Annotated in this window: 15 protein-coding genes; 10 read left to right on the forward strand and 5 right to left on the reverse strand. The window is 38.2% G+C overall.

Annotated elements, in window-relative coordinates:
- The first annotated feature begins 163 nt into the window (after positions 1–163).
- Genes H9Q20_RS06335 through H9Q20_RS06360 form a run of 6 tightly spaced genes read left to right on the forward strand, consistent with a single transcriptional unit; the run spans position 164 to position 6,216 of the window.
- Positions 164–1,189, forward strand: coding sequence for a rod shape-determining protein (locus tag H9Q20_RS06335; protein WP_124641360.1), 1,026 nt, complete (start codon positions 164–166; stop codon positions 1,187–1,189).
- Between the two features lie 31 nt (positions 1,190–1,220).
- Positions 1,221–2,081 (forward strand): rod shape-determining protein MreC, encoded by an 861-nt coding sequence (mreC, locus tag H9Q20_RS06340; RefSeq protein WP_124641362.1) that lies wholly within the window; start codon positions 1,221–1,223, stop codon positions 2,079–2,081.
- Positions 2,078–2,587 carry a rod shape-determining protein MreD gene (locus H9Q20_RS06345; RefSeq protein WP_124641364.1) on the forward strand — a complete coding sequence of 170 codons (510 nt, stop codon included), beginning with the start codon at positions 2,078–2,080 and terminating at the stop codon, positions 2,585–2,587. Before mreC ends, H9Q20_RS06345 begins: the two co-directional genes overlap by 4 nt.
- Positions 2,584–4,593, forward strand: a complete 2,010-nt coding sequence (locus H9Q20_RS06350) for a peptidoglycan D,D-transpeptidase FtsI family protein (protein WP_187478552.1) — start codon at positions 2,584–2,586, stop codon at positions 4,591–4,593. The genes H9Q20_RS06345 and H9Q20_RS06350 overlap by 4 nt, the downstream gene beginning before the upstream one ends.
- Positions 4,590–5,819, forward strand: coding sequence for a rod shape-determining protein RodA (gene rodA / locus H9Q20_RS06355; RefSeq protein WP_124641368.1), 1,230 nt, complete (start codon positions 4,590–4,592; stop codon positions 5,817–5,819). The genes H9Q20_RS06350 and rodA overlap by 4 nt, the downstream gene beginning before the upstream one ends.
- 16 nt (positions 5,820–5,835) lie before the next feature.
- Complete coding sequence (locus H9Q20_RS06360) at positions 5,836–6,216, forward strand: YybH family protein (protein ID WP_206428194.1); 381 nt, start codon at positions 5,836–5,838, stop codon at positions 6,214–6,216.
- Between the two features lie 48 nt (positions 6,217–6,264).
- On the opposite strand, the gene H9Q20_RS06365 is transcribed toward H9Q20_RS06360, so the two are convergent.
- Positions 6,265–6,444: a histone H1 gene (locus H9Q20_RS06365; protein WP_124641371.1), complete on the reverse strand. Its 180-nt coding sequence runs from the start codon at positions 6,442–6,444 to the stop codon at positions 6,265–6,267.
- Between the two features lie 218 nt (positions 6,445–6,662).
- Here H9Q20_RS06365 and tsaB point away from each other — a divergent pair, with 218 nt between their 5' ends.
- The gene (gene tsaB, locus H9Q20_RS06370; protein ID WP_187478553.1) at positions 6,663–7,331 is read left to right on the forward strand and encodes a tRNA (adenosine(37)-N6)-threonylcarbamoyltransferase complex dimerization subunit type 1 TsaB; all 669 of its coding nucleotides are present in this window, start codon (positions 6,663–6,665) and stop codon (positions 7,329–7,331) included.
- On the forward strand, positions 7,332–8,144 hold the full coding sequence (locus tag H9Q20_RS06375) for a class I SAM-dependent methyltransferase (protein ID WP_124641375.1): 813 nt from the start codon (positions 7,332–7,334) through the stop codon (positions 8,142–8,144).
- Positions 8,145–8,257: 113 nt separating this feature from the next.
- On the opposite strand, the gene H9Q20_RS06380 is transcribed toward H9Q20_RS06375, so the two are convergent.
- The 4 genes from H9Q20_RS06380 to H9Q20_RS06395 all read right to left on the reverse strand — a co-directional run bounded on the left by H9Q20_RS06380 (position 8,258) and on the right by H9Q20_RS06395 (position 12,670).
- Entirely contained in the window at positions 8,258–10,753 is a 2,496-nt protein-coding gene (locus H9Q20_RS06380) for a tetratricopeptide repeat protein (protein ID WP_187478554.1), read from the reverse strand.
- 78 nt (positions 10,754–10,831) lie between these two features.
- Positions 10,832–11,401, reverse strand: coding sequence for a Maf family protein (locus H9Q20_RS06385; protein ID WP_124641379.1), 570 nt, complete (start codon positions 11,399–11,401; stop codon positions 10,832–10,834).
- Positions 11,402–11,409: 8 nt separating this feature from the next.
- The gene (locus tag H9Q20_RS06390; RefSeq protein ID WP_124641381.1) at positions 11,410–11,928 is read right to left on the reverse strand and encodes a KdsC family phosphatase; all 519 of its coding nucleotides are present in this window, start codon (positions 11,926–11,928) and stop codon (positions 11,410–11,412) included.
- On the reverse strand, positions 11,918–12,670 hold the full coding sequence (locus tag H9Q20_RS06395) for a Rossmann-like and DUF2520 domain-containing protein (RefSeq protein ID WP_124641383.1): 753 nt from the start codon (positions 12,668–12,670) through the stop codon (positions 11,918–11,920). The genes H9Q20_RS06390 and H9Q20_RS06395 overlap by 11 nt, the downstream gene beginning before the upstream one ends.
- 85 nt (positions 12,671–12,755) lie before the next feature.
- On the opposite strand from H9Q20_RS06395, the gene H9Q20_RS06400 reads away from it, so the two are divergent.
- Both H9Q20_RS06400 and H9Q20_RS06405 read left to right on the forward strand, forming a co-directional pair.
- Positions 12,756–13,304, forward strand: a complete 549-nt coding sequence (locus H9Q20_RS06400; protein ID WP_124641385.1) for an RNA polymerase sigma factor — start codon at positions 12,756–12,758, stop codon at positions 13,302–13,304.
- Positions 13,305–13,308: 4 nt separating this feature from the next.
- Complete coding sequence (locus H9Q20_RS06405; protein ID WP_187478555.1) at positions 13,309–13,842, forward strand: hypothetical protein; 534 nt, start codon at positions 13,309–13,311, stop codon at positions 13,840–13,842.
- Positions 13,843–13,845: the final 3 nt, after the last annotated feature.

Below are 13,845 nucleotides of genomic sequence, written 5' to 3' on the forward strand. Positions count from 1 at the left end.
AGACAAAACAATCGTAAAAAGAAAGTGGGATAGAAGAATTTACATCATAAAAAAGGGGATTATTGATATAAATTTAATAAAATTTTAACCAAATATTTTGTTTTTCAAATTTTTAGAATGATTCTAAATTTATATCTTTGTAAATTCAAAACTAAGAAAGAAAATGGGTTTATTTGATATGTTTACGCAAGAAATTGCAATAGATTTAGGGACTGCCAATACATTAATCATACATAATAACAAGATTGTTGTCGACCAACCTTCCATCGTGGCCATCGAAAGAATGTCTGGGAAACCCATTGCAGTGGGAGAGCAGGCAAAACACATGCAAGGAAAAACGCACGAAGACATCCGTACCATTCGTCCGTTGAAAGACGGTGTGATTGCCGACTTCCAAGCTTCTGAGCACATGATTAAGGAGTTCATCAAGAAGATACCGGGCATCAAAGGAAAACTCATTCAGCCGGCTCTTAGAATTGTGATTTGTATCCCTTCTGGAATTACAGAAGTGGAGAAAAGAGCGGTAAGAGATTCTGCACAAAAAGTAAATGCAAAAGAAGTTCGTTTGATCTACGAACCAATGGCAGCTGCAATCGGTGTGGGTATCGATGTACAAAAGCCCGAAGGTAACATGATTATCGACATAGGTGGTGGTACTACCGAAATTGCCGTAATCGCTTTAGGAGGTATCGTTTGTGATAAATCTGTGAAAATTGCAGGTGATGTTTTCACGGGAGATATTGCATATTATCTAAGAACTCATCATAATCTATACATTGGAGAAAGAACCGCCGAGAGAATTAAAATTGAAATCGGTTCTGCCGTTGAAGAATTGGATATGCCAATCGATGACATCCCGGTTCAGGGTAGAGATTTGATTACCGGTAAGCCAAAAGAAATTATGGTGAACTATAAAGAAGTTGCAAAAGCTTTGGACAAATCCATCATTCGAATAGAAGATGCGGTTATGGAGACCCTATCATTGACTCCTCCAGAATTAGCAGCAGATATTTATAAAACAGGAATCTATCTTGCAGGTGGCGGTGCTTTACTTAGAGGTTTGGCAGACAGAATTCATCGTAAAACAGGACTTCCGGTATTTGTCGCTGAAGATCCATTGAGAGCCGTGGTAAGAGGTACCGGTATTGCTCTAAAAAACATGGATAAATTCAACTTTTTGATTAAATAATTTTTTTTCGAACTTAAAATAAGTATTTACTTTGGGCTTTTTGTTGAGGGTGTTTTCCAAGAACAGTTTCTTCATGTTCTTCTTATTGTTACAATTGCTCGCTATAGTACTTATCTTTAGCCGCAACAGCATGCAGCAATCTTGGATGGCTGCACAAACGGCTGCATTCAATTCTTGGGTTTCCGGTTATATTGATGAAGGTGCTTCGTATTTGAAGCTGAAACAAGTCAATGAAGAATTGGTAGCACAAAACAAACAGTTGATGCAAGAACTGTACGGAAAGCAGACGGCAAAAACACCCGTTTTTAAAAAAGTTCACGACACCATTGGAGGCGGACAAATTTATACTTTTGTTGATGGAGATGTCATCTTTAACAGCATCAACAGAAAAGACAATTATTTTACCATCAACCGAGGTAAAGTTCAAGGAGTATTTCCAAAAATGGGCGTTATCGCACCTAACGGAATTGCCGGAATTGTGGTGAACACTACCGATCATTATGCCCTTGTACAATCGGTGCTCAGTGTCCATAAAATCAGGATTTCTGCAGCACTAAAAAATTCAGGATATTTCGGAACCCTCACTTGGGACGGCGAAGATTCCAGAACCATGCACTTGGCAGATGTGCCCAAATATGTCTCACTGAAAGTGGGAGATACGGTAGTTACGGCTGGTAAATCGGCCATTTTCCCAATGGGAGTTATGGTTGGAAAAGTTGCTGGTTATCAAGTGGATAGCAAAACCGGTTTTTGGAACATCAGTGTTGAATTGAACGAAAAAATGGGTAAATTGTCAAAAGTTTTTGTAGTTAAAAATCTGAAAAAAGCAGAAGTACAAAAAATTCAAGATACGCTGAGTGTACAAATTAAAAAAGACAAAGATTTACAATGATAACAAAAAGTCTATTCACCGATATTCTGATGATTGCTCTGCTGATTGCTCTGCAGATTTTTGTGCTGAATAGAATTGTTATTATGGGGAAATACACTCCTGTGTTGTATCCCATTTTTGTGATGTTTTATCCTTTTTTTAGGAATAAATTTCAATTTCTAGGGCTTAGTTTTTTATTGGGTTTGGGGGTTGATGCTTTTTTGGGAACTTGGGGGATCAACGCGTTTTCAACCTGTGTAATTGCCTATTTTAGGACGATGATTTTCCGTTCTTCAACCGATACATCAACCGATTTTTTCTCTTTTGATTCCCTCATGTGGTCTCAGTTTTTAGGTTATATTTTTTCTAGCATTTGGTTGCATCAATTTTTTGTTCAATACCTAGAATTTTTTAAATTTAACTTCAAAATTTTAGAAATTCTTCTTAACATTAGCGTTACTGCCGTTATTTCATTTATATTTATACTGCTGTATGCATTAATGTTTAGAGTTAAACAAAAAGTGTGAAACCTCAATTTTATAAAATATCCATCGTTCTTATTGTACTTGCCGCAATATTTGTCGCAAGGCTTTCGTATCTTCAACTGTTTACCGATCGTTATGCGCTGAATGCAGCCAATACCTCCATCAAAACCGAATACATCATCCCACAACGAGGTGTAATTTTCGATCGTAATGGTAAAATTTTGGTGGGCAACCAGCCTTCTTTTGAGATTTCCTACACCGATGCTTTGATGAAACCCGACTTCGACACTTTGGATTTCTGTAATTTGCTCAGAATTTCTAAAAGCGATTTCATCAACACCATTGATAAAATTAAGAAGGAAAAATACTATTCCAAGCTAACCCCGATGACTTTTATGAAGAACATCAGTAGGGAAGAAATCGCCAGGATTCAGGAAATTATTTTCAAGTATCCCGCATTTAGTATTATTTCCAGACCTCAAAGGCAGTACAATGTGAGTACATCCGGTAATCTTTTGGGATACACCAACGAGGTGAACGAAAGGGACATCAAGAAAGACTCGCTTTATTATTTACCCGGAGATAACATCGGAAAATCGGGGGTTGAAAAATCCTATGAAAAGCAACTTCGAGGAATTAAAGGTGTACAATACATTCAGAAGGATATTAAGCTAAGAAGCGTAGGTCCGTACAAAGAAGGGCGCTTGGATAAAGATGTGGTTACCGGTCAGGATCTTACCCTTACCATCGACTACGATCTGCAAAAAATGGCCGAAGAAATGTTGGTGAACAAACACGGTGCAATTGTAGCTTTGGACCCCAATACCGGAGAGATTTTGGTTTTAGCAACCGGTCCAGATATTGATCCGGCTTTGTTTACAGGGCCAGAAAAATCAAGAAATTTGTACAAATTGGCGAAAGATACTTTGTACGAAAACCAACCGACTTTTGACAGATCCATACAAGCCGCTTACCCTCCAGGATCTACTTTTAAATTATTAACAGCGCTTGCAGCATTGCAAATGGGGGTTATGGACGAAAAAACCATTTTCCCTTGTGGCCGAGGATTTTTCTATCGAGGATTGACCATCAAAGGACATGGAGGTGCCGATCCTTTGGTGCCTTCTATTCAGGTTTCTAGTAATTGTTATTTTTCTCATGCATTCATCAATATCATGAACAAATATCCTGGAAATCCGACCAAGGGTGTTAATGAATGGAAAGACATCATGGAAAGTTTTGGCTTGAACAAATACTTAGACAACGACTTGGCAACCGGTGCCAAAGGCAAAATCCCAAGCGGCGAATTTTACGAGAAAAGAAGCCGCGGGAAAAAAAATTGGACTTCGGATTATACCATGAACGGGTCTATTTTTAACGGGATGGGACAAGGAGATGTGCTTTTAACACCTCTTCAGATTGCAAATTTTACGGCAGCCATAGCCAATAACGGATGGTACTATACCCCGCATATTGTGAAGTATGTGGACGGCAAACCCAATCCGGATCCTCGTTTCAAAAATAAACACTATACCAAAGTTCAAAATAAACATTTTTATGATCTTGTAAAACAAGGGATGGAAGCCGTAATGCTTCGTGGTACGGGTGCTAGCCTTAGAAGCACTGAGTTTACCCAAATGGCAAAAACCGGAACGGCACAGGTACCTCAAGGTAAGGACAATTCCATTTTCACATTAATTGCTCCAGCCGATAAACCTAAAATTGTTGTCGCTGCAGTTATGGAACATGCTGGCTTTGGTGCGACTTGGGCTGGACCGGCTTGTACGACGATTGCTGAGAAGTACATCACCGGAACGCTGAAAAGAGAAAACCTTTATAAAAAAATGACCAATGCCAGTTTCATGGGCGAGTACAAAAGGCAGTGGTATAAAAAACACGGTAAACCGGCACCAGATTCTGCAACTTTAAAACGAATTAAAGACAGTATTCGACTGGCCAATCAGGTAAAAGCCGAACTAAAAAATAAGAAAAAGAAAGACAGCTTACAGAATAAGAAAACCAACACCCCAAAAAGCAACAAACCATGAATTGGACCGAAGGAATAGATAAACTGGGACTTTCTCTCTATGCAATCCTCTGTCTTTTTGCAGTGGCGAACATTTATAGCGTTGAACCTTCTGCCGGAATTAAACAGCTCACTTTCTTTGGAATTTCTGTCTTTATCGGTATCGTAATTTTCTTTACAAGAGCCAAATTTTTCGAAAATATGGCCGGATTGTTTTACATAGGAAGTGTCTTGCTGCTCATAGGACTTTTCCCTTTTGGCACCGAGGTTTTAGGACAAAAAAATTGGTACCGAGTTGGTGGCTTCAGTTTTCAACCGGTAGAGTTTGCCAAATTGGGGACTGCACTCATGTTGGCCAATTATGTAGCCGGACCGGATTTTAACATAAAAATTAACAAATCACTTTGGACGGCACTCATCATTATTGGAGTTCCCGCTATCGTGGTTTTGGCCATACCCGATGTGGGATCGTTGTTGGTGTTTATGGCATTTATGATCGCGCTTTATCGCGAGGGATTGAGCGGATGGTTTTTTGGTGTTATTTTTATATTTGGATTGGTCTTTCTGATAGCCTTGGGCATAGATCCCGTTTATGTCATTATCACCATTATCGGTATAGCTTTACTCTATGTGTTCATCAACCAAAATAGAATTTCTTGGAATGTCATTTCCATTTCCAGTATATTGGGTGTGGTGGTTGTGTTGTGTGGTTTGGCTTTTGCAGCGCCAAAAATTTTAGAAAAACTTCCAAAACACCAAAGAGAAAGGATAGAAGTCTTGTACAAAGGCGAGAAAATGTTCAGGGATACTTCCGGGTACAATTTGCTTTACTCCAAAACGGCAATTGGTTCTGGTGGTTTATTGGGCAAAGGTTATCGCGAAGGCTCTGTAACTCAAGGAAAATTTGTCCCAGAACAAAGCACGGATTATATTTTTTGTACCGTAGGCGAAGAGTGGGGTTTTGTAGGAAGCACCACTTTGATCTTGCTTTACGCCTTATACATCGGTAGAATCTATTATCTCTCAGAAAGACAGAAGAACATCTACAATCGTGTTTTTGGGTATTGTTTCGCCTCTATTTTACTCATGCACTTTTCCATTAATATTGGAATGGTGATGGGCCTTTTCCCAACCGTAGGGATTCCGCTCCCGTTTTTTAGTTCTGGAGGAACCTCGTTGGTGACTTTTTCTATAATGAATTTTATCTTTTTTAAATTGAATTATGCGGATAAAAACTCTTTGGTCTAGCCTGATTTTCGTTTTGATGTCTGTATCAACATTTGCTCAAAAATCCGATATTTTGAAGGTGATGAGCAATCAAAAAACCGCGTGGAATCGTGGAGATATCGAGGGCTACATGCAAGGCTATTGGAAAAACGATTCCTTGGTGTTTATTGGATCGCGAGGTACAACTTACGGGTGGAAAAATACTTTGAACAATTACAAAAAAGGATATCCCAACAAAGAAAGAATGGGCGAGCTGGATTTTACGGATATTCGCATAAAAATGCTGGGTAAAAAACATGCTTTGGTCATTGGAAAATGGAAATTGATCCGAGAAAAAGACAGCCCCAGCGGGATATTCACTTTAATTTTTGAACGCTTTCACAAAGACTGGAGAATCATTTCCGATCATACCGAATAAAAAATCCGCCTCAGTTAAAAGGCGGATTTTATTTCTATTTCAGTAGGCTTAGTTTGCTTTAGAAGCTTCTACAGATTCTTTTCTGAAATCTTTGAAAAGTTTGCTAAGTTCCAATGCTGCTTTTCTAGCTCTTGTTCCTGCAGCTTTGTTTCCTTTTTCTACTTGTTGAGACGCTTCTTTAGTGAAAGTTTCGTACTCGGCAGTAATCTTTTCGATTAGTTCTTTCATAGTTTTTTGTATTTATTATTTGAATAGGATGCAAATATAATATTTTCAACGAATGAACACCATAAAATTATCAGAAAATGCAGTGAGAATCATGGTTTTCACTACATTTTTGGTCAGAAATACTTAATTTTTTTCATTCATCAACCTAAAATTGAATTCTAAGTTGAAATCTTAAGTATCTTTGCAAACAATTGTTCAATGCAAATCCGACTAGATTCATGAGAATTTTACACCTAGAAACCTCATCTAAAAATTGTTCTGTAGCCATTTCTGAAGATCAAAAAATCCTGTGTTCTTGCGATGAAGTTTCAGAAAATTACAAACAATCCGAAAGCTTGCACACCTTTGTTCAATGGGCATTGGAAGGCGCAGAGATCGACCTTAGCAGCATTGATGCAATTGCATTAGGAATGGGACCCGGATCTTACACCGGACTCCGAATTGGGGCTTCTGCAGCCAAAGGTTTTTGTTTTGGCCTGAATGTACCACTCATCGCCATCAACTCTTTGGATTCTATGGTTGAGCCTTTTATAGGTGAAGATTTTGACCTCATCATTCCCATGGTCGATGCCCGAAGAATGGAGGTGTATTGCGGGATTTATGATGCGAAAACAGGAGCTATTCTTGGCGCTACAGAAGCAAAAATTTTGGAAAACTCCTCATTTGATAATTTTAAAGATAAAAAAATTCTTTTTGTTGGAGATGGTGCCAAAAAAGCAGAAACCCTACTTCAATTGCCCTTTGCCAAATACAATTCAGAGGTCTATCCTTCTGCAAAATATTTGGTGAATAAAGCCGCAGAAAAATTTAAAAATAAAGATTTTGAAGATGTGGCCTACTTTGAACCCTTCTATTTGAAAGATTTTCATGGACTAAAGAAAAATTAAATGAAACGCAATAGATCAGAAGAGAGCAAATACATCGACATCAACCGACAATCTTGGAACAATCGTGTTGATGCACATCTGAAGTCGGATTTTTATGACCTGGATAATTTTTTAAAAGGGAAAAATTCACTTAACGACATAGAGCTTGACTTGCTGGGCGATGTCCAAGGAAAGTCAATTTTGCATTTACAATGCCATTTCGGTCAAGATTCTATTTCGTTAGAGCGTTTGGGAGCTAGGGTTACTGGGGTCGATTTATCCGACAAAGCCATTGAAAAAGCAAAGGAGATTGCGCAAAAAGCCAATTGCAATACAAAATTTATTTGTTGTGACATTTACGATTTACCCAAGCATTTGGACGAAAAATTTGACTTCGTTTTCACAAGTTACGGGACCATAGGTTGGCTGCCCGATATGGATCGATGGGCAGAAATTGTTTCAACATTTCTAAAACCCAATGGGAAATTTGTTTTTGTTGAATTTCATCCTGTTGTGTGGATGTTTGATGATAATTTTGAGAAAGTTGGGTACAACTATTTCAATTCTGGTGCAATTGTAGAAACAGAAAATGGAACTTATGCCGATAAAAATGCCGAAATTACACAAACTTCCGTGATGTGGAACCACGGCTTAGGTGAGGTTGTAAGTGCACTAATTAAAAACGGTCTGGAAATTAACTCTTTGGAAGAGTACGACTACTCACCCTACAACTGCTTCAACAAAACAATAGAATTTGAACCCAATCGTTACAGAATTAAACATTTGGAAGACAACATTCCCCTGGTGTATTCAATAACCGCAAGTCGAAAATAATAAAAAACAATTTGATTTTTTAGAATAAAAAGTGGCTGTCAGAAAAAATTGACAGCCACTTTTTTATGTTAATTTTATTCGCATCTCTATTCTGAAAAGGTTCAGATGTACATTTATTTTTTGGTTTTCACTTGGGCATCAATTGTTTCCAAGTTTTGTGATGTGTTTATTTTTTTATTTAGATCCGCATTCTTTTTCACAGGCGGTGCCCCAGAATTTACTGAGTTAAACAATCCTCCCGATGTTGCAGGTGGTGCGGCCTTTGGCAGATTGTTATTCGGCTGCTGTATCGGATTGCCTTTGTTGTCCATCATTTGCAATTTGATATCGCTTTTTAGATAGTTCAGCATTTCTTTGGCTTTTTTGCCCTCATCCGTTTTGGCATAGTTCAAAACGATTTGCTCCAACTGAAGGATCATGATTTCTTTTCCGGACAATTTCCCGGTCAAAAAGGCGTTCAACAAAGAAAGTTTTGGCACCAAAGCGTCTTTAGGATGGTCTTTCAAAGTTTTTTCAACCAAGAGCTTACCTTCTGCATATTTCTCGTCTTTGTAAAGCTGGTAAGCTTCGAGATAGGCACTTTCTACCGCTTCAGCAGATTTTAAGAAGTTACTGCCTCTTGGGTTTCTGGCAAACTCAGCATAGGAACTGTACGGATAATCGTTGATCAGGATGTTTTTTGCTCGTTCAGCAATTTCGGGATTCTTTTCATAATTCATCCAAAAGATTTGGTACAAGGCTTTTAACATAACATCTTCCACGGGTTTGTTGTCCACCAATTTGTACAAGGTTTTGGTTGCCAACGGTCGGTTGCTAAACAGATTGTCGTACATGATACCCAAACCAAGAGATGCAGTGTCCCGATCTTTTTTTAACTGATCCAACTGTGCCAAATCTGTTGGGATTTTTTCGATGTAAAAAGCAGGTTCGTATCTTCGTGGGTCGGGTGCGGAAGAGGTACCCATAACGGAGTTTTTTGTATCGACAAGAGTTGCCATTTTAGCGGAAAATCGCCAATTGTCCGACAAAGCACGATCGCCCCAAATTTGTTTAAAACTGCTTGTTCCTTTTGCAACGGTATTCTGATTGTTAAAGTAAAAACCTTTGGTTCCTGCTCCAAAATCCTGAAAATTATTCCCGGAATTTCCAAAAATCGAATTTTTGCTAAAATCAGAATTGTCAAAACCGGCATTTCTTTCTTTTAGTTTTCTTTCTCTTTCAGCAAGCTCTTCTTTGGCTTTTAGCGTGTTGATGTATTTTTGGAAAAAAGCCGTTCTATCCGCCTCTGGCATGGCTGCTAATGCCAGAATACTGTCATTCTTTTTGATGAGGTAATAGTTTTTTGAGAGCTTTTTTATGTTATCGCTCTGCTCTTTCAAAAGGATTTTTGTCGGAGCGTGCGTCATGGCTACCAATGCCGAATCATAATAGGCTCCAGCCGTGATGTAATCGTCTTTCTCCAAATAATGTTTACCAATTTCATAATAATCTAAACCTCGAATTTGAGAATCTGAAACTTTTTCCTTAAGCGATTTTCTAAAATAGTCTAGCGCCTCTTGTTTCTTTCCTACTTTGTTAGCCATCAGTCCTAAAGCGTAGTAAAATTCGTTTTTTCTGGAGGCGTAAGTTCCTTTTTTCGAGATGTTTTCTAAATATTTTCTAGCTCCTTCATAATCGTCTTTGGAGTTGTAGGTTTTTGCGATTTCTATTTGTGATTTTACTTCAAATTCAAAATCATTGGCGTATTTGTACGCGTTTAAAAAAGCAGTTCTGGCTTCTACATTTTTCCCTTTTTCCGAAAGGAGTTGCCCTTTTAGAAAGGAAATTCTACTTTTTAATGGGCGATCCGAGTTCAGAGCAAATGCCCGATCTAACTCTGCAATGGCTTGATCTTTTTTGTCAAATAAAATTAAATTTTCTGCATTAAAAACAGATAAAACTTTATCGTATTTCTTGGAAATATTTTGTTTCTTAAGCTCAGTAAAAATAGAATTGGCTTTGTGATAATCTTTTAGTTTTGTGTAGGCAAGTCCTTCGTACACGATGGCCAGAGGCATTCTTTTGTCTCTCGGCATAATCTGTTTCAAGCTGCCGAATGCATCAAGAGCTTCGATGGGTTTGTTTTGGTAAATTCTGGATTTTATTAAAACCATATACGCATCAAAAATTTGATCGTTTTTTTCCAATCCTTTTCTCATAACGGAATAGTTGTGTATGGTTTTCAGTGCTTTACCTTCTGCAATTTCCAAAATACTTGCTCCTTTCACTCCGGTAGTATTCGTTCCTGGAGAGGCAGGTGGTACGCCTCCAGTATTGGGAATGGACGGGACATTTGCATTTGAACCCCCAGAAAATGACGAACTTGACGAAACCAAACCTTCCGAAGGATCGTTGTATTTGACCAAAGAAATGTACCCCGAATAAAAATTATCTTTATAGGCTTTCTCACGGCTTTCCAATTCCGTATTCAAGGCTTCTTTGGCATTGAACAAGGTATTGTTTTGCGCTGTAAAACCTTTTAGGAATCGGCCACGAGTCTCAGGACTTTTGTTGGATCCACAAGAAAATAAGACTGCGCCTAAAAATAGATATAAAAAATTTCTTTTCATTATTGTATAATAACTGCAAACACTTCGAATTATTTTGTTGATTTGCCAAATGTTTGCGTAAATTTAATGAAATTTTGATTAATGCTGAATCTTTTGAAAATCAAATATCAAAGGATAAATTTCGTGGGTAGGCAATCCCATAATGGTATAGTAGCTGCCTTCAATCTTAGAAATCTTAGCCATACCCAACCATTCTTGTACACCATAACTGCCGGCTTTGTCGTAGGGTTGGTATTTTTCCAAATAAAATTCAATTTCTTGATCGCTTATTTCTAAAAACGAAACTTGGGCAACATCGGTTTTTGTGATGGATTTGTCGTTGTTTTTTAGGGTAAATGCCGTGTACACCTGATGGGTTTTCCCTGAAAGTTGTTGCAACATTTTTTTAGCATCTTCCTTGTCTTTTGGTTTGCCCAAAATCGTTCCTTCCAACGCAACAACGGTATCCGCGGTAATCAAAATTTCGTCATTATCGAGATTTGAATAGGCATTGGACTTTAACAAAGATACAAAAGCGGCTACTTCTTCTGAGGGCAAGTTTTCCGGAAAAGACTCGTCGCAATCGATGTTTACCACTTGGTATTCAAATCCCAATTCTTGTAAAAGTTCTTTTCGTCTTGGCGAATTGGAGGCTAATAATAATTTCATTTTTAGAATTAAATGCTTTGAGTATTGTCTTCTGTCCACTTTCCGTGTACCTTCATCACCTGTTCTATCACATCACGGACAGCACCTTTGCCGCCGGCAATGGGCGAGATGTAATCGGCTATGGCTTTCACTTCTGGGACTGCATTTTCCGGACAAGTAGCCAGACCTGCGTTTTTCATCATCGCAATGTCTGGGATGTCGTCGCCCATCACCAAAATTTCTTCGCTTTTCAGTTGGTATTTTTCTTTAAATTTTTCAAAATCTTCTCGTTTGTCTTGGGATTTTGGGTAATAATCTTGGATGCCCAGATAGTGAACTCTGTGTTTGACCATGTCGTCATTTCCACCGGTAATCACTCCGATTGGATATTTGTTTTTTATGGCTTTCACCACGGCATAACCGTCCAGGACATTCATCACTCGGGACATGTGTCCACCAGGAAGCAGATATACGCTACCGTCTGTAAATACGCCATCGACATCAAAAACAAAAGCTTTTATATTTTTAAGTTTAAATTTATAACTCATACATTTTCTTTATGGATTCGTTCAGGGTTTTATAAAGTTTGATTTTTTCGGGATCGGCCAACAGCTCTTCGTGTGCCTTCAGTACGGCTTTGTCGTTTCTAACGGCCGGACCTGTTTGTGCCATTTTGGGATCCATTTCATGAATTTTTCTTGTCGTTTCGTCGATGAGTGGAAGAAAAAACTGAAACGGAATGTTTTGGCTGTCTGCAATTTCTTTGGCTCTGGCAAAAAGATGGTTGGTGAAGTTGCATGCAAAAACCGCCGTCAGGTGGATGTATTTTCTTTTTTCTCCATCGGCAAAAGCCACTCGAGTGGATATTTTTTCGGCTAAATTTCTTAAGAGATTTTCATCTTCAGCATTTTCAGCATCGATAAAAAACGGAATTTCGGAATAGTTCAACGCTTTGTTTTTGGAAAAAGTTTGGAGCGGGTAGAGCACTGCTTTTCTGTAATTTCCCACCAAGGTTTCACGGGAAACGGCACCAGAACTGTGCGCTACAAGACAGTCTTGACTAGGAATTGCCTTGGAAACTTCTGCAATGGCGTCGTCTTTTACACAAATCAAATAAAAATCGGCCTGTTGAATTTTTTGAGAAGAATAAGGAATATCCAATTCTTCAGAGATTTTTTTTAGTTCCGATTCGTTTCTGCCGTAAATTTGAGATACCGAAATGCCTTTTTGCAAAAAAGCTTTTGCCAAATGATAAGCAACATTTCCGGAACCGATGATGACCGTTTTCATAACAACAAAAGTAAAAAATAATAATTGTTTGAAAGGCGATTTAACTTTTAGAATAGAAAAACATCCAAATAATGGAAATTAATTTATGAAAAGCAACGAATCCGAAATCATACGCTGTATGCAAGATGCAAAAGCCCAAGAAAAAGGGTTGAGGATGCTGATGGACGCCTATCAGACTCGTTTGTATTGGCACATACGAAGGTTGGTTGTGGATCATTGTGTTGCACAGGATGTTTTGCAAGATACTTTTGTGAAGGTCTATCAGAATTTTCATCAATTTAAACAAGAAAGCAAGTTGTACACTTGGCTGTACCGAATATCGACCAATGAAGCCTTGCAACATCTGAACAAACAAAATAAAATGAAAATGATGGATGAAGATGCCGATTATCACCTGAAAAACAGCATTGCACCCTTGGAAAATGAAGAAGATAAAATACACCTCTTGTTGAATGAGGCCATTGACAAGCTGCCGGAGAAACAAAAATTGGTATTCAACATGAGGTATTTTGACGATTTGCCTTACGAAGAAATTTCACAAATAGTGGACATGTCGGTTGGGACGCTGAAAACCAATTACCACTATGCCAAACAAAAAATTGAAGAGTATATTATAGAAAACGCAAACCATTGATATCATGAAAAATATAGATATAGAAAAATTAGAAAGAAAAAATCGAGGACAGGTTCCTGAAAATTTCTTTGAAGAAATTCAAAACAATGTCCTTTCTAGAACGGTACTCGCTTCTGAAAACAAAGCAGAAACCGAGAGAAATTCTCGTTTCTCGATTAAATGGATTGGACTGTCAATGGCTGCTGCTGTAGCATTAATTTTCGGAATAAGCCAATTTATCCCAAATCTGAACGATACGGTTGAAGACAAGCCTATCCCTGTTGTGGTTAATAATCCGACCAATGAAAGAAAAGAAAATCATAAAATTGCCGTTGATCACTCCATTGCCACAAATCAAGCACCAGAAATAACAGGTACTGCTCAATCGGATCAAATTGAGAATGTAAAAAATGAAAAACCAAACGCTACGATTAAACCCGTATCACAAACGGTTTATAAAGAACAAATGGATGCTGTGCTTTCCGAAATGAGCGAAAAAGACTTGGCCGATTTGGGCAGCGGCGGCGACCAAGATATTTATCTGGATTTATATTACTAAACT

The sequence above is a fragment of the Amniculibacterium sp. G2-70 genome (genome assembly GCF_014353055.1).
Classification (GTDB): Bacteria; Bacteroidota; Bacteroidia; order Flavobacteriales; family Weeksellaceae; genus Amniculibacterium; species Amniculibacterium aquaticum.

What these genes read in the sequence shown, in the direction of transcription:
- H9Q20_RS06395 (WP_124641383.1), bottom strand. Translation starts at nt 12,670, where the DNA reads ATGAAAACGGTCATCATCGGTTCCGGAAATGTTGCTTATCATTTGGCA.
- H9Q20_RS06380 (WP_187478554.1), bottom strand. Translation starts at nt 10,753, where the DNA reads ATGAAAAGAAATTTTTTATATCTATTTTTAGGCGCAGTCTTATTTTCT.
- H9Q20_RS06345 (WP_124641364.1), top strand. Translation starts at nt 2,078, where the DNA reads ATGATAACAAAAAGTCTATTCACCGATATTCTGATGATTGCTCTGCTG.
- H9Q20_RS06400 (WP_124641385.1), top strand. Translation starts at nt 12,756, where the DNA reads ATGAAAAGCAACGAATCCGAAATCATACGCTGTATGCAAGATGCAAAA.
- tsaB (WP_187478553.1), top strand. Translation starts at nt 6,663, where the DNA reads ATGAGAATTTTACACCTAGAAACCTCATCTAAAAATTGTTCTGTAGCC.
- H9Q20_RS06360 (WP_206428194.1), top strand. Translation starts at nt 5,836, where the DNA reads ATGTCTGTATCAACATTTGCTCAAAAATCCGATATTTTGAAGGTGATG.
- H9Q20_RS06385 (WP_124641379.1), bottom strand. Translation starts at nt 11,401, where the DNA reads ATGAAATTATTATTAGCCTCCAATTCGCCAAGACGAAAAGAACTTTTA.
- H9Q20_RS06375 (WP_124641375.1), top strand. Translation starts at nt 7,332, where the DNA reads ATGAAACGCAATAGATCAGAAGAGAGCAAATACATCGACATCAACCGA.
- H9Q20_RS06405 (WP_187478555.1), top strand. Translation starts at nt 13,309, where the DNA reads ATGAAAAATATAGATATAGAAAAATTAGAAAGAAAAAATCGAGGACAG.
- H9Q20_RS06335 (WP_124641360.1), top strand. Translation starts at nt 164, where the DNA reads ATGGGTTTATTTGATATGTTTACGCAAGAAATTGCAATAGATTTAGGG.
- rodA (WP_124641368.1), top strand. Translation starts at nt 4,590, where the DNA reads ATGAATTGGACCGAAGGAATAGATAAACTGGGACTTTCTCTCTATGCA.
- H9Q20_RS06365 (WP_124641371.1), bottom strand. Translation starts at nt 6,444, where the DNA reads ATGAAAGAACTAATCGAAAAGATTACTGCCGAGTACGAAACTTTCACT.
- H9Q20_RS06390 (WP_124641381.1), bottom strand. Translation starts at nt 11,928, where the DNA reads ATGAGTTATAAATTTAAACTTAAAAATATAAAAGCTTTTGTTTTTGAT.